General features: G+C 75.2%; 25 protein-coding genes. 2 read left to right on the top strand and 23 right to left on the bottom strand.

Annotated elements, in window-relative coordinates:
- Window positions 1–149: 149 nt before the first annotated feature.
- From ACIBPC_RS31660 to ACIBPC_RS31770, 23 genes are all read right to left on the bottom strand, one after another.
- A complete protein-coding gene (locus tag ACIBPC_RS31660) occupies window positions 150–713 on the bottom strand; it encodes an NUDIX domain-containing protein (protein ID WP_398849490.1) in 564 nt (187 codons plus the stop codon).
- A 103-nt stretch (window positions 714–816) separates the two neighbouring features.
- Window positions 817–1359 (bottom strand): hypothetical protein, encoded by a 543-nt coding sequence (locus tag ACIBPC_RS31665; protein WP_398849492.1) that lies wholly within the window; start codon window positions 1357–1359, stop codon window positions 817–819.
- Window positions 1360–1564: 205 nt separating this feature from the next.
- Complete coding sequence (locus ACIBPC_RS31670; protein WP_398849494.1) at window positions 1565–1762, bottom strand: hypothetical protein; 198 nt, start codon at window positions 1760–1762, stop codon at window positions 1565–1567.
- A 103-nt stretch (window positions 1763–1865) separates the two neighbouring features.
- Complete coding sequence (locus ACIBPC_RS31675; RefSeq protein WP_398849496.1) at window positions 1866–2417, bottom strand: hypothetical protein; 552 nt, start codon at window positions 2415–2417, stop codon at window positions 1866–1868.
- Between the two features lie 73 nt (window positions 2418–2490).
- The gene (locus ACIBPC_RS31680) at window positions 2491–4191 is read right to left on the bottom strand and encodes a hypothetical protein (protein WP_398849498.1); all 1701 of its coding nucleotides are present in this window, start codon (window positions 4189–4191) and stop codon (window positions 2491–2493) included.
- Window positions 4191–5081 carry a hypothetical protein gene (locus ACIBPC_RS31685; protein WP_398849499.1) on the bottom strand — a complete coding sequence of 297 codons (891 nt, stop codon included), beginning with the start codon at window positions 5079–5081 and terminating at the stop codon, window positions 4191–4193. Before ACIBPC_RS31685 ends, ACIBPC_RS31680 begins: the two co-directional genes overlap by 1 nt.
- A 49-nt stretch (window positions 5082–5130) precedes the next feature.
- Window positions 5131–5907 carry a hypothetical protein gene (locus tag ACIBPC_RS31690; protein WP_398849501.1) on the bottom strand — a complete coding sequence of 259 codons (777 nt, stop codon included), beginning with the start codon at window positions 5905–5907 and terminating at the stop codon, window positions 5131–5133.
- A 5-nt stretch (window positions 5908–5912) separates the two neighbouring features.
- On the bottom strand, window positions 5913–8255 hold the full coding sequence (locus tag ACIBPC_RS31695; protein ID WP_398849503.1) for a hypothetical protein: 2343 nt from the start codon (window positions 8253–8255) through the stop codon (window positions 5913–5915).
- A 126-nt stretch (window positions 8256–8381) separates the two neighbouring features.
- Entirely contained in the window at window positions 8382–8615 is a 234-nt protein-coding gene (locus ACIBPC_RS31700) for a hypothetical protein (protein WP_398849505.1), read from the bottom strand.
- Window positions 8612–9139 carry a hypothetical protein gene (locus tag ACIBPC_RS31705; protein WP_398849507.1) on the bottom strand — a complete coding sequence of 176 codons (528 nt, stop codon included), beginning with the start codon at window positions 9137–9139 and terminating at the stop codon, window positions 8612–8614. The genes ACIBPC_RS31700 and ACIBPC_RS31705 overlap by 4 nt, the downstream gene beginning before the upstream one ends.
- 277 nt (window positions 9140–9416) lie before the next feature.
- Window positions 9417–11390: a DUF2637 domain-containing protein gene (locus ACIBPC_RS31710; protein WP_398849508.1), complete on the bottom strand. Its 1974-nt coding sequence runs from the start codon at window positions 11388–11390 to the stop codon at window positions 9417–9419.
- A 105-nt stretch (window positions 11391–11495) separates the two neighbouring features.
- Window positions 11496–12002 (bottom strand): hypothetical protein, encoded by a 507-nt coding sequence (locus tag ACIBPC_RS31715; RefSeq protein ID WP_398849510.1) that lies wholly within the window; start codon window positions 12000–12002, stop codon window positions 11496–11498.
- Between the two features lie 93 nt (window positions 12003–12095).
- Complete coding sequence (locus ACIBPC_RS31720) at window positions 12096–12497, bottom strand: hypothetical protein (protein ID WP_398849511.1); 402 nt, start codon at window positions 12495–12497, stop codon at window positions 12096–12098.
- On the bottom strand, window positions 12494–12994 hold the full coding sequence (locus ACIBPC_RS31725; protein ID WP_398849513.1) for a hypothetical protein: 501 nt from the start codon (window positions 12992–12994) through the stop codon (window positions 12494–12496). Before ACIBPC_RS31725 ends, ACIBPC_RS31720 begins: the two co-directional genes overlap by 4 nt.
- 248 nt (window positions 12995–13242) lie before the next feature.
- The gene (locus ACIBPC_RS31730) at window positions 13243–13677 is read right to left on the bottom strand and encodes a hypothetical protein (RefSeq protein ID WP_398849515.1); all 435 of its coding nucleotides are present in this window, start codon (window positions 13675–13677) and stop codon (window positions 13243–13245) included.
- Window positions 13674–14102, bottom strand: a complete 429-nt coding sequence (locus ACIBPC_RS31735; RefSeq protein ID WP_398849517.1) for a hypothetical protein — start codon at window positions 14100–14102, stop codon at window positions 13674–13676. The genes ACIBPC_RS31730 and ACIBPC_RS31735 overlap by 4 nt, the downstream gene beginning before the upstream one ends.
- Window positions 14099–14293 (bottom strand): hypothetical protein, encoded by a 195-nt coding sequence (locus ACIBPC_RS31740; protein ID WP_398849519.1) that lies wholly within the window; start codon window positions 14291–14293, stop codon window positions 14099–14101. Before ACIBPC_RS31740 ends, ACIBPC_RS31735 begins: the two co-directional genes overlap by 4 nt.
- 159 nt (window positions 14294–14452) lie before the next feature.
- Entirely contained in the window at window positions 14453–14599 is a 147-nt protein-coding gene (locus ACIBPC_RS31745) for a hypothetical protein (RefSeq protein WP_398849521.1), read from the bottom strand.
- A complete protein-coding gene (locus ACIBPC_RS31750; protein ID WP_398849523.1) occupies window positions 14596–14730 on the bottom strand; it encodes a hypothetical protein in 135 nt (44 codons plus the stop codon). The genes ACIBPC_RS31745 and ACIBPC_RS31750 overlap by 4 nt, the downstream gene beginning before the upstream one ends.
- Window positions 14730–14957, bottom strand: a complete 228-nt coding sequence (locus ACIBPC_RS31755) for a hypothetical protein (RefSeq protein ID WP_398849525.1) — start codon at window positions 14955–14957, stop codon at window positions 14730–14732. The genes ACIBPC_RS31750 and ACIBPC_RS31755 overlap by 1 nt, the downstream gene beginning before the upstream one ends.
- 231 nt (window positions 14958–15188) lie before the next feature.
- On the bottom strand, window positions 15189–15383 hold the full coding sequence (locus tag ACIBPC_RS31760; protein ID WP_398849527.1) for a hypothetical protein: 195 nt from the start codon (window positions 15381–15383) through the stop codon (window positions 15189–15191).
- Window positions 15380–16219, bottom strand: coding sequence for a hypothetical protein (locus ACIBPC_RS31765; protein WP_398849529.1), 840 nt, complete (start codon window positions 16217–16219; stop codon window positions 15380–15382). The genes ACIBPC_RS31760 and ACIBPC_RS31765 overlap by 4 nt, the downstream gene beginning before the upstream one ends.
- 245 nt (window positions 16220–16464) lie before the next feature.
- Entirely contained in the window at window positions 16465–17022 is a 558-nt protein-coding gene (locus ACIBPC_RS31770) for a hypothetical protein (protein ID WP_398849531.1), read from the bottom strand.
- 261 nt (window positions 17023–17283) lie between these two features.
- Between ACIBPC_RS31770 and ACIBPC_RS31775 the strand changes: the two genes are divergently transcribed.
- Together ACIBPC_RS31775 and ACIBPC_RS31780 are read left to right on the top strand one after the other, a co-directional pair.
- Window positions 17284–18075 (top strand): GntR family transcriptional regulator, encoded by a 792-nt coding sequence (locus ACIBPC_RS31775; protein ID WP_398849533.1) that lies wholly within the window; start codon window positions 17284–17286, stop codon window positions 18073–18075.
- Window positions 18076–18103: 28 nt separating this feature from the next.
- Window positions 18104–18658, top strand: coding sequence for a UTRA domain-containing protein (locus ACIBPC_RS31780; protein WP_398849534.1), 555 nt, complete (start codon window positions 18104–18106; stop codon window positions 18656–18658).
- Window positions 18659–19064: the final 406 nt, after the last annotated feature.

Here is a 19064-nt window from a genome sequence, read left to right on the forward strand (position 1 = left end):
GCCCCCCCGGGGGGGGGGGGGGGGGGGGGGGGGGGGGGGGGGGGGGGCCGGGGGGGGGGGGGGGGGGGGGGGGGGGGGGGCGCCCGCCCCCCCCCGGCCCCCCCCACGGGGTGGCCGGGCGGGCCCGCTGTCCGCAGGCCGGTGAGGCGCTACCGCGCGTCGGGCTGCCAGCCGTCGCGCACGTCGGCGGCGTCCTGCTGGTACTCGGCGGCGCGGCGGCGGGAGAGAGGGGCCTGTCCGGCGCCCTTGAGGCGGATCTCGACGGTGCCGCCGCCTTCCAGGGCGCGCAGCGCTGCGCGGAGCCGCCGGGCCAGCCTCGGGCCGACGCCGGGCGGGCGGTGGTCGGCCGCCAGGGCGTCGGGGTGCAGCAGATGCAGTCCGCGCAGTTCGTCGTCGTGCACGGTGCAGGGTGAGTCCGGGCCGAGCGGGGCGACGTCGAAGACCATCGTGGTCCCGGCCGGCTTGCTGATCGTGGCAGGCACCTGTTCGAGCACGAGGAGGCGCCCGGCCGGGCGCCACAGGCCGACCTCCTCGCGTACTTCGCGGGTGAGCGCGGCGGAGTGAGTCTCGCTGGCGAGCACGCCGCCGCCGATCATCACCATGTCGGGGCGGTAGGCCGGGATACCGAGGACGAGATGCCCGTCGTAGGTGCGCAGCAGAGCGAGCGCGTGATCCGCGCGGAGCGCGAATTCCTCGGGAGGGAGGGTGGTCATGCTGAGCTGATCCCTTCTGCGGGAGAACGTGCGGCTGTGACGGGGACGGGCCCGGACGACGCTGTCGTCCGGGCCCGGTGAACGCGGTGTGCGGGGGGCAGGGTCAGTCGTCGTCGCGGGCCGCGCGGGCAGCGTCGCTGGCGTCCAGTTCGGCCATGGTCTCCAGGTAGTCGGCGTGGTCGGCCGCCTCGTAGTCGTTGATCATCTCGGCGAAATCGCTCTGGCGGCGGGCGTAGTCGTCAGCGGCGGCGGTCATGTGGTGGTCCTCCTGGTCGTGGTCGGTGGTGGCGATCGCAGCGGTGGCGAGCGCGGTGGTGAGGGCGTGGGCGGCGGCGGCCGCGCGGGTGAGGTGGGCGGCGAGCTGGTCGTGGCAGTCGGCCTCGGCGGTGTGGCTGAGGGCATCGAGGTAGAGCGTCATGTCGAACGCTGCCGCGTGGGCGTCCATCAGGCCGGGCTGGTAGGCGAGCGCGTCGGGCAGCTCCGCAGCGCCGTTGGCGTAGCGGAACCGATTCTCGCGGCGGAGGCGGGCGGCGGCGATGTCGAGCTGCTCGCGGACCCCGTCCGGGTGGACGAGCGCGATCTCCCGGCCGGTGAGACGGCCGTAGACGTATTCGGCCGCGGAGCGGAGGCGGGCGGGGAGGTGCATGGCGGTGGTCCTCTCGGTGATGGGGCCCGCCGGACGGAGTGTCCGGCGGGCCCGATGTGTGTGGGTGGGTCAGCGGTCGCGGAGGTGGAAGCTGATGTCCGCGCCGACGCCGTCGCGTTCGGCGGCGTGCAGCCGGGCCAGGGCGACGAGGACGTCAGCCGGGTTCGGCTTCACGCCGGGGCGGGGGCGAGGTGGGGACGGGCGGTCACTTCTTGCGCTTGCGGGACTTGTCCTTCTTGTTGGCCTTGCGGGGGATGGGGAGGGGGTACGGCGCGACGGTCAGCTCTCCGAACTGCGGGAACCGCGCCTGGTAGTCGTCACGCTCGCGCTCGGCGACATCCCGCTCGTGGCTGCGGACGAGGTCGTCGGGGCCGTCCGCGGTGGCTGCCCACACTGCCCACATGGGGGGGTCCTCTCTTTCGGGGCGGGCCGGGTCCGGCCTGCCTGCCCACGTCCCCGGCCCGGCCGGGGCCGGGTTGGTCGGGGGCGAGGCGGGCGGGCCGGACCTACAGGCCGCGTGCGTCCGCCAGCTCGGCGGCGGTGCCGAGGAGCCGGACGGCGACGACCCCGCCGTCAGCGGCGAGCGCGTCGTTGGCGCGGGGGACGGACGGGGCGCCGGGCAGGTCGCGGCGGATCGCGTCGAGGAGCACGGCCAAGGCGTCGCCCTCCAGGCCGCCGTCGCCGCGCGCCTCCGCCGCGATGGCTCCGTACATGCAGCGGGCGCCGGAGGCGGACCGTGTGGCGCCCTGGCACCAGCCGTCGCGTCCGAGGCGGCGGGCGGCGCGCTGGAGCAGCGCGGCCACCGGGGTGGGGTAGGCGGGCCACAGGTCCGGGGCCGGGCGCTGCGCGGCGTACGCCGCGAGGCCTCGTGCGTCGAACGCGTCGAGCTGGGGCGTCGTCTCGGCGTGCGCGGCGTCGACGCCCAGGCGCAGGAGCGCGTGCTCCAGGCGCACGGTCATGGCGGCATCCACCGCGGCGAGGCGGGCGGCGAGGCCCGGCTCGCGGGCCGCCGGGGCGGTGGCGGGTCTGGGCGGTGCGGGGGTGTGGGTGGTGGGCACGGCGGGGTCTCCAGACAAGGGGTGGGCCCGCCGGACGGAGTCGTCCGGCGGGCCCAAGGGGTGAACGGCGTGGTCAGTCGCCGGTGTCGGGGTCGGGGCGGTCGGGGAGCTGGTAGCGGCCCCGCTCGGGGCTGCTGATCCGCCCGGCGCGGGTCAGCTCGGACAGCACGGCGCCGACGCGGGAGACGGACAGCTCGCGGCCGCCGTCGGCGGCGAGCGCGTTGAGGAGCTGCTGCTTGTCGAGGGGGCCGTCGGTGAGCGCGGCCAGGACACGGAAGGCGGCGGTGCGCTGCCCGTTCCCGGGGGCCGGGGTATCGGGGACGTGCGGGATGCCGGCCGGGACGACGGCCGGCGGGGGCGCGGCCGCGGCCGCGGCCGCGGGCGGCTGCCCGGCGACGGTGTCGCCGCCCTGCTCCTGCTCCTGGCCGACGTCGCTGGTGTCGGTCGGCGGCTGGGGGGTGGTGAGGGTGACGGTCTCGGCCGGGCGGGCGGTGGTGATGAGGTGCTGGGCGGCGGCGATGATCACTTGGTTGCGCCCGAGGGAGCTGTCCTTGTCGGCGATCATCTTGGCGATGTCGGGGAGCTGCGCGGCCCAGCGGTCGAGCTGGCCGTCGATGCGGGCGAGGTCGTACCACCCGGCCAGCCGCGGGGAGATCGAAGCGAGGGTGGGCGGGTGGCCGGGGCCGTAGAGGTCGAGGATCTCGGGGTCCGGGCCGTCCACCTCGCCGTAGGAGCCGACGCGGTGGAAGCGCATGAGGGTGCTGGGGCGGTGGGAGCCGAGGAGGTAGGCCATGCCGCCGGTGGAGGCGCCCGGCGGCCGCGCGCCGGGGGCGCGGTCGAAGCGGGAGGTGAGGCGGCGGGGTGCGTCGGTGCGGGGGATGGGGACGAGGACGGCGTCCTCGGGGAGGATGCCGTCGCCGACCAGCCCCGCCATCACGCCGGAGGACCAGCGCAGGAGGACGACGTCGCCCTCGCGGAGCATCGCCCGCAGGGTGTCGGAGCCGCCCAGTTCCTCGACGTGCGCGGCCTGGGCGGCCAGGCCGAGGCCGACGCCGACGGAGCGTCCGGCGCGCCCGGCGTCCGCCAGGTAGTAGGTGCCCACCCCCCGGTAGGGGCCGGACGCGGCGAGCATGCGGTTGGCCTCGTCCACCCGGACCGACAGCAGCCGGTCGGGGCGGTTGATGACGAACGTCGAGCGGCCCATGGCGGTGTAGCGGGTCATGCGGTCCTCGGCCTCCCAGATCGCGGCCTGCATCAGCAGGACCGCGCCCTCCTGGGTGGTCGCGCGCACATCCACGTTGCCGCGGGCCTCGGGGACGGACTGCCCGGCCTTGAGATCCGCGAGCCACGAGACGACCCCGCTTCGTTTCTCGGCGGCGAGCAGCAGTTGCAAAGCCCTGCTCTTGCCCGCGCCCGTGGTCCCGAAGACCACGCTGCGCTGGGCGCCGGAGCCGGGGACGTACAGCCGCATCTGCGCGGGCTCCCCGTCGTGGTAGCGCCCGACGGTGATGTAGCCGTGCGGGTCCATGACGAGGTCCTCGCCCCGCGCGGCGGGGACAGTGGCGAGCGGCGGGCGCCGGTAGATGGTGAGGATCGCGCCGCCCGCGCCGTCCGTCTCCACCAGCACCGTCGACGGGTCCGAGACGCCGTACGGCTTGAGGGCGGAGATCAGCTTGGCGTGGTCGTAGTGGACCAGGTCGCCGGGCGCGGTGGCGAGGTGGATCTCGACCAGGTCCGGCGTCCGCCGCGCGGGGGTGGGGGTGGGGGTGGGCATCACATCTGCTCCTGGGGGATCTCGGCGCCGTCGGCGGTGCCGTAGCGGATGGCGGTCACGGTGGTGCCGGGCATCGCGCGCGGGGCGATGCGCTGCGCCCACAGCCCGGCGAAGTCGGCCGGGGCGGACGTGCCGACGCGGATCTGTCGGCGGCCCGCCCCGGAGCCGGGGACGTCCCCGAGGGCGATCAGCCCGGCGGGGATGTCGGTCAGCGCCGACAGGCGCGCGACCGGGATGTCGCCGACCGGTTCGCCGGGGCGGGCGACGATGTGGGCGGACCACTCACGCGGCCCGGCGACGGTGATCTGCTCCAGGTGGGTGCCGGGGGCGGCGCCGCCGTCGCACGCGACCAGCGTCGTCCACCAGGAGGCGAGGCGCGCGTCCAGCGGCCCGGTCAGGTCCACCCCCGGCCCCGTCTCGGCGGTGCCGCCCGCGAGTGTGTGCACGGTCTCGACGCCGGTCGGCGCGGTGGCGGGCGGGGTGATCAGGTCCCGCGCCCAGCGGGCCGGGCGCACCGTCCACACCAGCCCGCTCCATGCGGCGGCGGTCGCCCACTGCCACCAGCCCCCGGCCGCCTGCGCGGCGAGGAGCTGCACGGTGAGCGTCGCGCCGGGGGTGAGGTAGAGGCCGCGCAGCAGCCAGTGCGGCCTCGGGTCGCGCGGCACGCTGACCGCGTAGCCGCCGAGCGTGGCGGCGGCCGTCACCGGCAGCGCCAGCATCAGCGCCGGGTCCCCCGTGGCGGCCGCGGCGACCAGCGCGGCCGCCCCCACGGCCGTGCCCGCCCGCCCGGCCGCGTCCCTCGTGGTGCGGACCCCGGCCCGCACCCTGCCCATGTCCGGCAGCATCTCGTCCTCCTCCTGGTCGTGCTCGTCGTCCTGGTCGTGGTGCATGGGGGAGGGGCGCCCGCACGGTGCGGGCGCCCCTCGAAGGTGAAGCGGGTCAGCGGTTGCGGTAGAAGTTGCGGTCGGCCATCGGCACCGGCATCGCCTGGACCTGCTCGACGACCGGCCCGTAGTCGGCGGCGTGCTCGGCGGCCGCCGCGTCGTAGGAGATCGCCATGTCGTCCAGCCGGTCGGCGAGCCGCCGGGAGGTAGCCAGCGCGCCACGGGTGACGCGGGCGGCCTGCCGGTGCTCCGCGACTGTGTCGCTGTCGACGCGCATCCCGGCCGCCAGGTCCGCCAGGTGATCCACGCTCCGGGCGCAGTCCTCCATGTAGGCGTACGTGTCGCGGACCCGCGCCCCGACCTTGCGCAGGGCGAGTCCGGCCGCCGTCAGCTCCGCGAGCATCACGCCGTAGCTCACCAGGTCTGTGGCGGCCTCGACCGCGTCGCCGACCACGGCGGCGACAGCCGCCCCGACCCCGCTCTTGTCGGAGGCGGGAAGGGCCGGGGCAGCCTGCGGCGGGGGCACCGCCGCCCGGGACGGCGGCGGAGGCGCGGCCCGCGGCGGTGCCTGCGGGGGCGGGACCATCCGCCTGACCCCCTCGGAGATCCGGGCCCGCCACCCCGGCCCCGCCGAAGCCCCGGCCGCGAACGGCGCCGAGGGCGGGGGCGGGGGCGGGGGTGCGCCGCCGGGCGGACCCGGCGGCGGAGGCGGCGCGGCAGCCGGGATGACGGGCGCGGGCGGCCCGGCGGGCGGGACTGCCAGTTCCCGGCGCCGCACTGCGGGCACGGTCGGCCGGGCGGGCACGGCGGGCAGGTTGTCGTCGTCGGACATCAGCGTCACTCCTTGTGGTAGTCGCGCTCGGCCGGGGCGGCGTGGCCGTAGTCCCGTGTCGTGTCGGCGACCGGCTTGTGCCGGTCGGCGGCCGACCGGCCGGCGGCCGCGACGGTCTCCGAGGCCCGGGGCAGCGCGGCGGCGAGCGAGGCGGCGTCCCGCGCGATCTGGTCGGACTGCTCGACCAGCCTGATTGCCCAGCGGCGCAGCGCCCCGGGGATCTTGTAGCGGTGGACGGTCGCGAGGAGGCCCTGCATCCGCGTCGCCAGCTCGCGCGCGGCGGCGGCGTCGGCCCGCGCGATGTCCGCGCGGGCCATGATCTCGGCGGCCGCGTCCGCGTCCGCGTCGATCAGGTCGTAGACCGTCAGATCGCTGTCGCCACCGAGGTCGTCCCCGATGTTGATCCGGGCGGCCGCGGCCGCGAGGTCCGCCACCGGCACCGCGGGCCGGGGCGTCCCCGGCCTGCCCACCGCTTCCGCCACAGGCACGGCCGGGGCCGGGGTCTCTCCCACGGCGACGGTCACGGACTCGGTCACCGTCGCGGTCGAGGTCGAGGTCGAGGTGATCGAGCTGGTCTTGGTCAGCGTCACCGCCGCCGCGGTCGGCGGCGGATCACCCTGGTCACGCACAAGCTCCTCCTGGTGCTCGTCGTCGGCTGCGCCGGGCGGCGCAGCCGTCAGTGCCGGCACCGGCACCGGCTCCGGCTCGGGGCGGGGCTGGGGAATGCGCTCCAGCGTCACCACCAGCGGGTCCGCAGTGGCGCCCGGCGGCGGGCCGGGCCGACCCCGGCCCGCCCACGGCCCGGCGTGCCCCGGCGGCGGGGGAGGCGGAGGCGCCTGCTGCCTCCCGCCCGGCGGCGCGGTCCCCGGCCCGGCAGCGCCACCCGACGCACCGGCCATCCACGCGTCCGCCCACCCGTCACCACCCCCCGTACCGGAGCCCGCCGCGCCCTGGCCGCCGGGCGGCGCACCGGCCCCGGCCAGGTCGGCCGGGTCGGCGAGCGAGGCGACCAGGACGCGGGCGATCAGCCGGTCCCACCACGCCCGCCCCGACCGCCCGACGCGCTTCGCCCTGCCCCAGCGATCCCGCCGTGCCTTTCGCTCCTCGCGCGCCGCACGGCGTTCCTCGCGCGCCGCGCGGCGCGCATCCCGCACCCGGGTACGCGAGGCGGTGTCGGCCTCGCGCACCGTGGCCCGGCGGTCCCGGGCCTCGGCCCGGCCCTCCCGCCGCGCCCGCCGCACGCCCCGCGCCGCCAGCCCGCCCGCCCCCGTCAGCCACCGGCCCACCCGCCGCCGCCCTCCCCCCGCACCGGCGTCGGCGTGGCCGTGGCCGTGCTTCTTCAGCAGCCCACCGCCCCCCGGCCGCGCCTTGGCGTCGTGCTCCTGGTCCCGGCCGCCGGTGCCGCCGGGCTTCTTCCCGCCCCCGCCGCCGGTGCCGCCGGGCTGCCTGTGGCCGGTGCCGCCGTCCGGGTGCGGGTGCCGGGCGCCTTTCGGCCCGCGCGGCGCCCGGTGCCGGTCCTTCCCCCCACCCGCCCCGCCCCCGTTGCCCCCGCCGCCGGTGCCGCCGGGCTGCTTGCGGCCCCCGCCGCCGGGGCTGTCCGCTCCAGACGGGGTCTTCGGCGCCTTCGGGTCCCGGCGGCCGTCCGGGGTGCCCCCGGCACCGGGCTGCTTGTGTCCGCCGGCGTCCGGACGCTTCAGGCCCCCGCCGCCCGGGTCGCCGAAGCCGCCGGGCCGCTTGCGCCCCCCACCACCGCCGCCGCCGAGGCCGCCGCTGCCGAACGCAGCAGGCACCCGCTGTCGGCCTGTTCCGCCGCCGCCCCCGCCGCCGGAGCCGGTGCCGAGGTGTCCCCCGGCCGCCCCGGCGCCCCGGCCCCACTCCGGCCCGGTGGGCACCCGCTGCCCGGGGCCGTGCGTACGGTCCGCACGGTCCGCTACGGCCTGGTGGTGCTCCCGGGAGACCCGCAGCCACCCGGCCAGCGCCGTCGCGCCCCGCACGGCCGCGACGGTGATCCCGGCGGCCACCAGCACGCTCAGCGCGGCCGCGCCGCGCACCCCCAGCCGCTCCCCGCCGCCGTCCCCGGCGACGGCGGCCGGGGCGGTCCCCGGCGCCGCGGCCGGGACGACCGGGGACAGGGACAGGCCCGGCGGCGGGCCCAGCCGGACCCCACGCACCGCAGGCGCCGCCGCCGGGGCCGTTGTCGGGTCTCCACCATCCGGCCCGGGGCCGCTGTCCGGGACGGGCGGCCCGCCCTCATCCACCTGCGCGCCCGCGATCGGCGGGCGCAGGCCCACCAGCGGGAACGGGATCAGCCGCCCCTCACCGCCGTCCTGGCGGTCGTCGTCGGACATCAATCAGCCCTCCATCATGAGTTGACAATCCGTCACTGATACGGAAGCCTCGCGCGCGCGCGACGCGCGCGCGCCTTGGGCCCCCCGAGGGCCGGAGCCCCCGAGGGCGGCAACAACAACAACACGTCACCGAACGTGACCCTCGTGGGCCTGAGCCCAGGTGTGGAGCATGCTCGCCAGCTCCCGCCACAGCGGGTCGTGCGGCCCCTCGGCGCGCGCGGTCACGACCGCGCGGGCCCGGTCCCACATCACCCCGGCCAGCTCCTGCTCCGACCTCGCCGCCGCCTGGCGGCGGTTGTAGTGGTCGGCCAGATTCCGCTGCCGCCGCTCGGCCGCCGCCCGGTCCGCGGCGGTCGTCATCGGGCGTCCTTGAACAGCGCGCTGAACGGCGTCGCGGGCTGCTGCGCGGGGGTCTGCTGCTGCCCCTCGTCCTGGGCAGCGGGCCCGGTGCCGGTCGTGTGCTCGACTGCACGGCCCACCACCCCGGAAGGGCCGCCGAGCGCCTTCTGCGCCTGGCGCTCCGCCAGGCGCTGCTGCTTGCGCCGCGCCCTGGCCACCGCACGGTCCGCGCGCGCGGCGGGCAGCTCGACACGGACCTTGCGGTGGTCCACCTCCAGCTGCTTGGCGGCCGCCACGATCAGCTCCGCGTGCCGGGCCATCTGCCGCAGCCCCCGGGAGAGCTGACGCGCGTGCATCCACCGCTGGTGGAGCCACCGGTCGCCCTCGACCGGGTCCCGCAGCGCGTCCCGGCGCACCTCGTCCGCCAGCCTGCGGAAATCGGCGGCCTGCGCGCGGTACTCCTCCCGGATCTGGTCGGCGTAGAGCTGGACGTACTCCTGACGAACGAGGTGATCGGACGTCCACTGCTGCTGCTGCTCGGACACGGTGCTCCCTGCTCTCTGGATTTGTGGTGGGATGTGCGGTGACTGCTCCGGCAGTCGCGGCGAGGGCCAGCCCGGTATCAGCGGGCTGGCCCTCATCGGTGATGCCGGATCACGTCAGGGGCGGTAGCCGGACGCGAGCAGCTCGGCGGCCGCCGAGGACGGCGGTGTCGCGCCGGAAGCGACCATGAGCGTCCGATTCGCAGTCGCGTGCCGAACTTTGCGAAGCACGCGCGGCGCGTGCTCGGTGACGCTCGGCAGGCGCGCGGCGCGTGCGCGGTCAGGCCGGGACGGGGGTGGCGTTGCCCGGTTCAGGGTGCGCGGCGGGCCGGGTGAGTTCCCTGGCGCGGGCGGCCCTGAAGTCGAGCAGCCAGTTGCGTGCGTTGCCGGGGGCGACCTGGAAGCGCTCGGCGAGTTCGGCAGCGCTCGGCTCTGCGCGGCCTGTGCTCGCCAGTGCGCGGTAGTGCTCCCAGCCGCGCTGCTTGGCGTCCGACTCGAACAGTCGTGCGTTGTGGCCCGGGGTCGGGCCGGGGGTGATGTGCTCGGCCAGTTCTCCGCGCAGCCGGTCGAGGAGAGCGGTGATCTCGCGGACCTGGGCATGCTGCGCGGCTGCGTGCTCGGCTGCGCGGCGGGCTTCGTCCTCCGCTGTGCGGCGGGAGTCGTCGGCGTCGCGGACCTGGTCGCGGCGTTCCTGGAGGGCCTGGTTGAGAAGGGTGAGTTCACCGCGTCGTGTTTCGGCGGCGTCTTGTGCTTCTCGGGCCTTCTGAGCAGCTCCGTTGTATGCGGCTTCGGCCCTGCCCCTGGCCGAGGTGAGGTCGTCCAGCTCGCGGCGCAGCGCGGCGAGCTGGTCTTCGGTGCCGTGCCTGCCCTGCCGCGCGGCGTCGAGCTGCTGCTGCAGGGCGTGCAGTTCGGCGGTCGCATGCTCCAGCCGCTCGCGGGAGAGGCCGGCGTCGTCACCGAGCTGCCGTGCGCGGCGGGCGGCGGCGTCGGCTTCGTCTTCCGCGCGCTGCCGCGCGGCCTCGGCCTCCTGCCGCGCACTCTCCGCGCGGTCGGCCTCCTGCCGCGCGGTCTCGGCGCGGTCGGCCTCCCGGTTGGCGGCGGTTTCGGCTTCCTGTCGCGCGTTGTGAAGGCGTTCGAGTTCCTTGCCCGCGGCGTCGGTCTCCTCTGCCGCGCGCTGCCGCGCGGCCTCGGCTTCCTGTCGCGCGTCTTCCGCGCGCTGCCGCGCGGCCTCGGCCTCCATGGCGCGCGCGTTCGCGCTGATGCGCTGCGCGGACGGCACGATGGCGAGCGTTTCCAGCATGTCCATGACTTTCGCGGCGTCGCTGTAGGTTGCCTGTGCAATGCCGTCGACGCCGGTGAGGGTGGCCATCCGGCGGGCCATGGCGAGGGCCTGCTTCGGGTCGGTGGCGATGTCGGCACGGTCGACGGCCCGCTGGGCGGCCCGGCGCCGCCGTTCGACCCGGGCTTCGGCCCGGGTGGTCCTGCGCTCGGAGGCGTGCGTCTGCTTGAGCCTGTCGAACACTTGCAGGGCCAGGCGCAGCTGGTAGACGGCGGCGGCGGCCGTGCGGGCGAGGGCGGCGCGGGCGATGTCAGAGCCGCGGTCGGCGGCGTCCAGGCCGAGCAGGGCGAACAGGGCGCTCCAGGAGTGCTGCCACAGCAGGATGACCAGCCGGAGCGGGCCCGGCTTCGTGTACTCGTCGTCGTCGATGCCGGGGGCGTGGAGCTTGGCGCGGAGCTTGAGCTCGATCAGCCAGGCGGCCAGCCCGGGGATCGCGCCGAGGACAGGCATCGACCACAGGGTGGGGGCGTGGATGGCGTTCATCGCTGCGCTGAAGGCGACGAGCGTCCAGGCGGTGCGGTGCATCAGGCGCAGCTCGGGTGTCCAGCCAGTCTCGGCGTCGGCCTGGCGGTACATCATGACGAGCAGCGTCAGTTCGGCGGCGTCGAATACGGCGATGAAGCCGAGGGCCATGACCGGCGGCAGGCCGGCGACCTCGGTGGCGAACTGCCACAGCCCGTAGACGGAAACGGCGACGCCGCCGAGCGCAACGACAGCCTGCGGGCCGATGCCGTCCAGGGGACTGGTGCCCGGGTCCGGCTCGGCGCCGGTCCTTCTGCGCACGAGGATGAGCGCCACGGTGCATGTCAGCGCCATGCTGATGACCATGGCCAGGACCAGGTAGAGGTTGGCGCTCACCCAGCTCGACGCAGGGCCCAAGAAGCCGGGGGGGTTCAGGAAGTCGGGAAGGTCCATGGGGATCGCCTTTCGTTGAGTTTCTTCGGGTGAGCGCGGCGACCGCGGCGACGGCGGGAGCGAAGTCGCGGTCGGCGCGCTCGAAGTCGGGCTCGCGGCGGGGCGTCAGGCGTCGTGGCGGGGCCCGCCGACCGTGATCGACCGCACCCGCCACAGGACCTCGCAGGCCGGGACCGGCGGCGTCTGCGTGGGCCAGGCGGTCCAGCCGCTGCGAGGCGCGCCCTCCCGCTCCGCCGCCATCTCCGCGTCCTCCGGGGTGGCGTGGACGCTGTGCAGCTCGCCCCGGTGCCACAGCAGGTAGACGCGGTTGTCACGGGCCTGGCGGCGCGCCGTACGCAGCAGCGCCCGCAATGCCACCCGGTCCTCCGCGTCGAGGCGTTCCTCGGCGGCGTCCCGCAGCCCGGCCGCCTCGATCTCCGCGCGGGTCCGCGCCGCGACCGCGTCCATCAGCTCGTGGTGCAGCTGCTCGGCGCGGGTCTCCGCGTCCGCCGCCCGCGCGCACGCCGCCTCGCACAGCGCCGCGTATTTGACGGCCTCGGTCGCGTCGACCTCGTCGGCCGCCGCCGCGTCCCGCAGCCGCGCCAGCTCGCTCGTCTTGATGAGCCTGTACATGTCGCCCCCTTTCGGGGCCGGGCCGTCTGCCCGGCTCCCCAACCGCCCCCGCCGCCCCCGGGTCAGGGGGTGGCGGGGGCGGCCAGGCAGCCGTCAGCCGTCCTCACACGCACACGTGCAGCCCGTACCGGCGCACCGCTGGCAGTCCACGCACGTGTCGCACCGCGTGCAGTGCCCGCACGGCCACACGCCGGTCGACGGCGGACACTCACACGCGCCCGCGAACAGGTCGAGCTGCGCCTCAGCCAGCCGCGCGGCGAGCGTGGCGTCCCGCGCCCGCTTCGCCGCCGCCGCCCGCTCACGGGCGTGCTCACGGCACGCCCCGATCAGGTCCCCGGCACCGAGCCGCACGGCATCCACGAGGCCGACCCCCGGGTCCCGGGGGACCGCCGCCGTGGCGCGCTCCCAGCACACCCGGGGACCGGCGGTGCACTCCTGCCCGTCCCGCGTGTGCACCGCCGCCAGCAGCGGCGGCACCCCCACGCCCCCGGTCACCGCACCCACGAGACCAGTGCGTCCGGGATCATCCAGCCGCACGTGGTGCACGCACTGCCGGGCTCACCGGTGCCGTAGCAGCCGGGGAAGGTGCACGCGTCCATCCGCGGCCCCGGCATCAGCGGCGCCCCGCCGGCCACCCCGTCCGGGGTCGGCGGCGGGCAGATGCACTGCCACCGCAGGCACACCGGGCACGCGTCGTCGCCATCGTCGTCGTACCTGCGCCCGACCGCGCTCTCGGGCTCCTCCTCGTACCCGCGCCGGTCGTCCTCGTCCTCGATGTCCTGTCCGATCCAGGCCGTCACGGCCAGGTCGTCCGGCGTGATCGCGCCCGTCTGCCACATGTCCGCCAGCGCGTCCAGCCGCGCCAGCTGCTCGACGACGTCGAGGTCCTGGACGATGTCGCCGTCCAGGACCAGGCGCGCGTAGTCGCCCAGCTCGACCACCGGGCGGATGCTGCGGCCAGCGTCGGCGCAGCGTCGGATAGCGTGCTCCATGGATCACTCCTGTTGGGTGTGTGATCTGGGGCCACCGGTCCCGACCGGCCCACCGCGTCGCATGCGGGGGCCGGTCGCATATCCGGACCAGGTGACCAGCGGCGCACCACGCGCCGCTCGTGGACGGGGACGGGATCGAACCGTCCTCCGTCCGGCCCGGCGGGCGCCGGGCCTGGGGCTGAATCTTCTGATGCAGTGCGCGCCTGGCCACCTGCCGTCCCTTGAGCGGCAGGTGGCCGGAGGCGGGGTCAGGGGTGGGTGGCAGCGGACGGGGCGTTGACCGTGCGGGCGAGGTGTGCGGCCATGCCGATGACCCGCCGGACGTCGGCCAGGGTGCGGCCGGGCTGGCGCTCCCAGGTGTCGTAGTCCGTGTATCGCTCGCCGTGCTCGGCTCCGAGGACGGCGTCGAGGCAGCGACGGGCCCCGAAGACGGCGTCGAGCGGGGTGAGCAGGTCGGGCACAGCGGACCGGCGGAGGGCGTGCAGGGTGTCGTGGCCGGTCGCGGGCGCCCACTGGGTGCCGTCCGCGAGGCGTTGGTCGGCGCTCTCCAGGCGAGTCGCGATCTCCTCGCCGGTGGCCTGGGTGAGGCTGAGGAAGAAGCCGAGCCGGTCGGCCTGGTCGGGGGAGAGGGCGGGCAGGAGGCGGAGGGTGTGGGTGTCGAGGTAGTCGGACGGGTCGGTCACGGCCGGCCTCCCTGGTCGTCGGCGGGGCGGAAGGGGCGGTATCGGAGGGCGACGTCGGCGGCTTCGGCGAGCAGCACCGAGGCGTCGTCGAGGGTTCGGCCGGGGGTCATCTCCCAGGCGTCGTAGTCGGCGTCGTCGGCACCGGTACGCAGCCGCAGTACGGCATCGAGCACGACGCGGGCGGCGTAGCGGGTGTCCGAGGCCGCGCCGGTGGCCGCGTTCATGGTGTCGGTGAGAGCCTCGAAGATTTTCAGAGGCCGGTCGGGCACCCACGGCTGGGCGGTGAGCAGGTTGCGGGCGGCGTCGAGGTGGGCGGCGAGCCGGTCCGGGCTTGGGGAGACGCTTCCGAGCGCGAGTTGCTCGCGGATCTGCTCTACGGCCGCGCCGACGAGTCGTTCGGCGCGCGGGGAGATGTGGTCGATCACCGGGCCTCCCGGCGGCTGGGGCGACGGGAAAGCCACTCGTGAGCGAGCAGCCCGAACACGGCGCCGTGGCAGGTGGCGGTTACCCAGGGCACCTGGTAGTCGCGGAGCGAGGCGGTCACCGAGACCGCCACGAGCACGGCGGCGGCGAGGGCGAGAGCGTGGCGGGTGATCCGCCGGGTAGCGGGGGTCATGCGTGCCTCCATGGCGGGGGCGCCCGGCCGGGCAGGGGCGGGCGCCGCGTGGTGTGAGGGTTCGGGGCGCGGGGCGCGCTGCGGCACCCCGCCCCGGGGCGGGGGCCCAGGGGCGGGGGCCCAGGGGCGGGGGTGGCCGCCGTACGGCGTGCCGGTCGGTCAGCGCGTGCCGCGCCCGTTGCAGCCGCCGCACGTCTGCGTGCCGAGGCCGGAGTAGCTCTTGCCGTCACCGGTGCTGGTGATCACGATCGTCACCTGCACGGTGCCGGAGCCTCCGCACTGCGGGCACTCTTGCTCGCTGCTCATCGTGTCGCTCCCTGGTCGGCGCGGATACGGGCGGCGTAGGTGCGGACGACCTCGGCGGCGGCCGTTGCCTCGCGCTGGGCGGGGATCGAGACCGGGGCCGGAGGCGGGGTGGGGTTGGGGGTGTCGGCCATCACGCGGCCTCCGTCCCGGCCCCCGCGCGGACGCGGCGGAGCGCCTCGTCCATCACCGGGTCGGCGGGGGTGTCGGCGAGGTCGCGGCGGAGCCGGACGACCGCCCCGTACCGGACGCGGGCGGCGGTGGTGGCCGCCGGGTCGGGGGCGGGGTGGCGGGGGCCAGTGAGGGTGGGGGCGGGGTGTTCGGTGGTGGGGGTGGCTGCCACAATTGCGGGATCGCGCATGGGTCTCACATCCGTTGTCTGTGTGCGTGTCAGACGGGCCCGCGGGGGCGCAATCCCCGTGGGCCTGTCGCCCGTTGAGGGCCGGGTCGGTGGACCGGCTCTCAGCTCGCCGCCGCGCTGCCCCTTCGCCAGGGCGGCGCGGCGGCGAGCTGAGGGTCGGGCAACGCGGTCCGGCGGCGCCGCGAACCGCCTGGCCGAGCAGGGGGTTCGTGGCGCCGCCGGAGGATGCGGTCAGTCGGTGGCGCGGCTTTCGGCGCGCAGCTTGGTGGCGGCGGACCGGTGGTGCAGCGCGAGGCGCGCGGCGGAGAGCCGGTCTTCCGTGGCCAGGTGCCTGTCGTTCGCAGCCCGGTCGGCGACGAGCGCGGCGGCGTCGTACTCGTCGGCGGCGGCGGCCAGTCCGGCACGGGCGGGCGCGTCCGTCCTCATGGCGATGTCTTCCTCTTCGGGGTGCCGGGCAGGCCGGGTGCGTACGTCGCCAGGACGGTGCCGTCCGGGATCGTGGCGCGGGCGGAGTCGGCGCGTTCGACGGCGGGCGCGGTCTCGGTCCACTGGGCGGAACGGGTGGCAGCGCGCAGCAGGGCGTGGGCCCGCTCGTACGCGTGGTCGTGGTGGGCCTGGGCGTCGAGCGCGGCGCGGCGGGACGGCTCCTGCCGCAGGCGGCGGGTGTAGATCTCGGCGAGGCGGGCGCCTTCCGGGCAGGTCCGGCGAGGGGTGCAGGCCGTGCAGTTCTCGCGGTGCTCCAGGTCGGAAGCGTCGGGGCAGGTCCGGCGGCGGGTGCACGCCGCGCAGTTGTCGCGGTGCGTCCGGTAGGCGTTCCATGCTGCTGCGGCGGTCTCGGCCGGGCGGAGGATCTGGGAGACGGCCGGGGTTTTCGGCGCCGGCCGCTTCACCAGCGCGGTGCCGTGGCGGGTGGCGGGGTCGCAGCCGTCTTCGACCGCGCGCCGGACCCGCCGTTCCCAGTGTTCGACCGTGAGGTCGAGGACGATCGCGCGGTTGGAGCCGTCGGTGCAGCGGCGTCCGGCGCCGGGCGCGCCGTAGGGGGTGGTGTCGTGCGGCACGAGTTTCGGGGTCGCGCCGTACTTGCCGGTGATGGGGACCCAGGTGCGGCAGTCCGGGCAGACCAGGGACATGCCGCGCAGGTACATGTTGACGTCGAGGGGGTGGAGCGCGGAGACGGAGATCGGCTCGCGGGCCGAGACCGTCTTCGTACGGGCGCGGCCTCGGCGCTTCCGGGGCGCGCGGACGGCGGTGGCGGTGGTCATGAGGGACTCCTTCCGTCGAGGGGGAAGAGCAGGTGCAGGGGTGTGCTCTCCTCTCGCCAGGGCGCGCGGGCATGCCGGTGCCCTGGTGAGAGGACAGCGCATCAGCGCTGCGTGCTGCCGAGGATTTCGGTGGTGCTCACTCAAGGCAGCTGCTGTGCAAGGGAGTCGGGCCCGTGGGCCCGGCTTCCTCCGGCGCCACCAGGCCCGTGCAGGTGGTCTGGTGACGCCAGGGTGAGCCGGGAAGGTCAGGCGACGAGTTCAGGGACCGCGCTGGGCGCGGGGCGGGGGAGGTCGGTCATTTCGACCGGCGTGTGGTCCGGAAGGTCGAAGGCGGCCCGGATGTCGTCGGCGGTCGGCGGCCGGGAGCACGGGCCGCAGGCGTCGAGGATGTAGTCCCGCCCGCCGGTGGCGGTGCAGCCACGGCAGACCCGGTTGTCCAGCCAGTCCCGGCCGTCGTCCGTCCTGAACCAGTGGCCCCGGTGGGTCACGACCAGCCGTTCCGTCTCGGGAAGCAACACGGCCGCGCCGGTCCAGAACGCGGTCCCGCGGTCGTACTCCTCCCTGTGCAGCACGGCGGCCACGACCTGGTCGTGCACGCGGCGGGTGGGGTGCAGCCACTCCCGGACGACGCCCCGGACCGCCGTCGCCAGGCCGCGCGGCAGTCCCGAGTCAGCGTCCGTCGACGATTCGTCGTCCCGCCGGACGCGGGCCAGCGCCCGGACACTGAGAGGCCGGGCGTACCGCGTATCTGTTGGCGGCAGCAGCTCCGTCACATAGCCGACCAACCGGGCCGTCGATTCCATGGATCTCTCCTGTGAGGCGAGGGGTGAGCGAGCCCAGTGGGTGATGCCCACTCGGCGACAACTCCGCTAGCGGAGTTGCTGAACTTGATTAACCCACCACACACACAGTGATGTCAACACTGCTAGCAGTGTTGGAGGTAAAAGGCCCGCTGAGCTGCGCATACGGGTGACGCCCACGCCATGACTCGACCCGCGCTAGCCACACTCCACTAGCTATGTCATGCTGTGCGCCACAGACGCGCTTGGGAGAGGAGGAGAGCCGTGCCCAAGAAGGAGCCGGGGAAGATTGAGCGAATCGCCGCCGACATCCGCAGGAAGATCGAGTCCGGAGAGTTCCCTCCGGGCGGGCGGTTGCCCAGCACTGCGGAGCTCCAGCGGACAGAAGGCATCGCGAACCAGACTGCGCGCGACGTCTTCACGACCCTGGAGACCCAGGGCCTGGTGATCACCCGGCACGGCAAGGGGTCATTCGTCACGCCATTCCTTGGCAAGATCACTCGTGACGGAACAGGGCGGTACCAATCCGAGGCCCGGTCCGAGCGCGGCGCGCGCGGCGCCTTCGAAGCGGAACTGAACAGGCTGGGCCTGGTCTACAAACCCAGCCCGGTCGATATCGGCAGGGCGCGCCCTCCACGCGTAGTGGCCGAGGCGTTCGGGCTGCATCGCTCCGCCAACGCGATCTATCGACGTCGCGCGATGCAGGCTGGACGAACCTCGGACCCCGACGATGGGTTCACCGTGCAACTCGCCACATCGTGGTTCCCGGTCGATGTAGCGGGTGGGACCCGAATCGAGGAGGCAGACACGGGGCCAGGCGGCAGCAAGAGCCGCCTGGCCGAAGCGGGATTTACCCAAACCCACATCAGAGAAGAGATCGAGGTCCGCGCCCCCGAGCCCGCCGAGGCCGAAGTGCTCAGCATCCCATTGCAACGCCCGGTATATGAGCTGGCGCACCGGGCATCGACAGCTGATGGTCGCGTGGTGGAATTCGCGATTCACCTCATGCCGACGACTATCTGGCGATTTGCATACACATGGGACCTGGATACCTAATCCGGCTCCCTCAACCCAGGAGGAACGCTTGCCCAGCAACGAGATCGGAACCGACGGAACGATCACCAGAGATGCCCGGAACCGCTACACGCGGCGGGCTGAGGGTGGAGCGCACGGAGCGTTCGAGGCGGAGACCAGGCGCGCAGGCGGCTCGCCTCGCGCCGAGGTCGAGATCGAGCACAACACCGCGCCCTCCGACGTAGCGTCAGTGCTTGGCGAGAGCGGCGAGGTGACCATCCGCCGGCGAAGGATGTACGACGGCGAACGTCTGGTGCAGCTGGCCGACACATACATCCCGCGCTTCGTCACCGAGGCGGCCCCGCAGGCGGCTGAGCTGAACACCGGAGAGGGCGGGATCATCTCCCGCATGGCTGACGCCGGCCTCTCCCAGACAGAGGTCCTGGAGGACATCGAGCAAGCCCCGGCCACGCCTGAGCAGGCCGCCGCCTTCGGCGTCGACGTCGGTGCGCCGCTACTCAACATCGTGCACGTCGGACGAGTTGCCGACGGGCGGGTGGTCGAGGTCACTCGGCACGTACTGAGCCCCGGTTGGAGGCTTCGGTACGAAGTCCCAGTCGTCTAATCGCCACGACCGGCCGCCTGACGGCGGCCGGTCACCACACCGAGTAGGGTGTCGCGCAACAAGACCAAAAGGAGAGGCCCCCTCTGCGTCCGGCCAAAGCCGCAGGGGGGCCTGTGGGAACCGAAAGTTCGGTGTCCCCGCCGACAGAACAGGTGTCGACACATGATTAGGGTACCTCCCCCTTACCTCGGAGACGCTGACAGCGCCCGCCGTGACGCACGCGTGTGCGTCACTTTGGCCGGGCGCCGTCGTTATGCCGTCGTCCAGGTGTGTCACAGGACACACCTCTCCTGCGGAGAGATCGAGGCTGAGATGACGTAGAGGAGGGGCCGCGTCTGGCCCGGTGGCGCCAACCACCTGAGCTAGATCCTGCGGCCGTCGTGCTACCGCACCCCATTGCCCTGTC

This window comes from Streptomyces sp. NPDC049879, assembly GCF_044461265.1.
Classification (GTDB): Bacteria; Actinomycetota; Actinomycetes; order Streptomycetales; family Streptomycetaceae; genus Streptomyces.

Coding starts and splice junctions, on each gene's coding strand:
- ACIBPC_RS31660 (WP_398849490.1), bottom strand. CDS start 713: ATGACCACCCTCCCTCCCGAGGAATTCGCGCTCCGCGCGGATCACGCG.
- ACIBPC_RS31665 (WP_398849492.1), bottom strand. CDS start 1,359: ATGCACCTCCCCGCCCGCCTCCGCTCCGCGGCCGAATACGTCTACGGC.
- ACIBPC_RS31670 (WP_398849494.1), bottom strand. CDS start 1,762: ATGTGGGCAGTGTGGGCAGCCACCGCGGACGGCCCCGACGACCTCGTC.
- ACIBPC_RS31680 (WP_398849498.1), bottom strand. CDS start 4,191: ATGCCCACCCCCACCCCCACCCCCGCGCGGCGGACGCCGGACCTGGTC.
- ACIBPC_RS31685 (WP_398849499.1), bottom strand. CDS start 5,081: ATGCACCACGACCAGGACGACGAGCACGACCAGGAGGAGGACGAGATG.
- ACIBPC_RS31690 (WP_398849501.1), bottom strand. CDS start 5,907: ATGTCCGACGACGACAACCTGCCCGCCGTGCCCGCCCGGCCGACCGTG.
- ACIBPC_RS31695 (WP_398849503.1), bottom strand. CDS start 8,255: ATGTCCGACGACGACCGCCAGGACGGCGGTGAGGGGCGGCTGATCCCG.
- ACIBPC_RS31700 (WP_398849505.1), bottom strand. CDS start 8,615: ATGACGACCGCCGCGGACCGGGCGGCGGCCGAGCGGCGGCAGCGGAAT.
- ACIBPC_RS31710 (WP_398849508.1), bottom strand. CDS start 11,390: ATGGACCTTCCCGACTTCCTGAACCCCCCCGGCTTCTTGGGCCCTGCG.
- ACIBPC_RS31715 (WP_398849510.1), bottom strand. CDS start 12,002: ATGTACAGGCTCATCAAGACGAGCGAGCTGGCGCGGCTGCGGGACGCG.
- ACIBPC_RS31725 (WP_398849513.1), bottom strand. CDS start 12,994: ATGGAGCACGCTATCCGACGCTGCGCCGACGCTGGCCGCAGCATCCGC.
- ACIBPC_RS31740 (WP_398849519.1), bottom strand. CDS start 14,293: ATGACCCCCGCTACCCGGCGGATCACCCGCCACGCTCTCGCCCTCGCC.
- ACIBPC_RS31745 (WP_398849521.1), bottom strand. CDS start 14,599: ATGAGCAGCGAGCAAGAGTGCCCGCAGTGCGGAGGCTCCGGCACCGTG.
- ACIBPC_RS31750 (WP_398849523.1), bottom strand. CDS start 14,730: ATGGCCGACACCCCCAACCCCACCCCGCCTCCGGCCCCGGTCTCGATC.
- ACIBPC_RS31755 (WP_398849525.1), bottom strand. CDS start 14,957: ATGCGCGATCCCGCAATTGTGGCAGCCACCCCCACCACCGAACACCCC.
- ACIBPC_RS31760 (WP_398849527.1), bottom strand. CDS start 15,383: ATGAGGACGGACGCGCCCGCCCGTGCCGGACTGGCCGCCGCCGCCGAC.
- ACIBPC_RS31765 (WP_398849529.1), bottom strand. CDS start 16,219: ATGACCACCGCCACCGCCGTCCGCGCGCCCCGGAAGCGCCGAGGCCGC.
- ACIBPC_RS31770 (WP_398849531.1), bottom strand. CDS start 17,022: ATGGAATCGACGGCCCGGTTGGTCGGCTATGTGACGGAGCTGCTGCCG.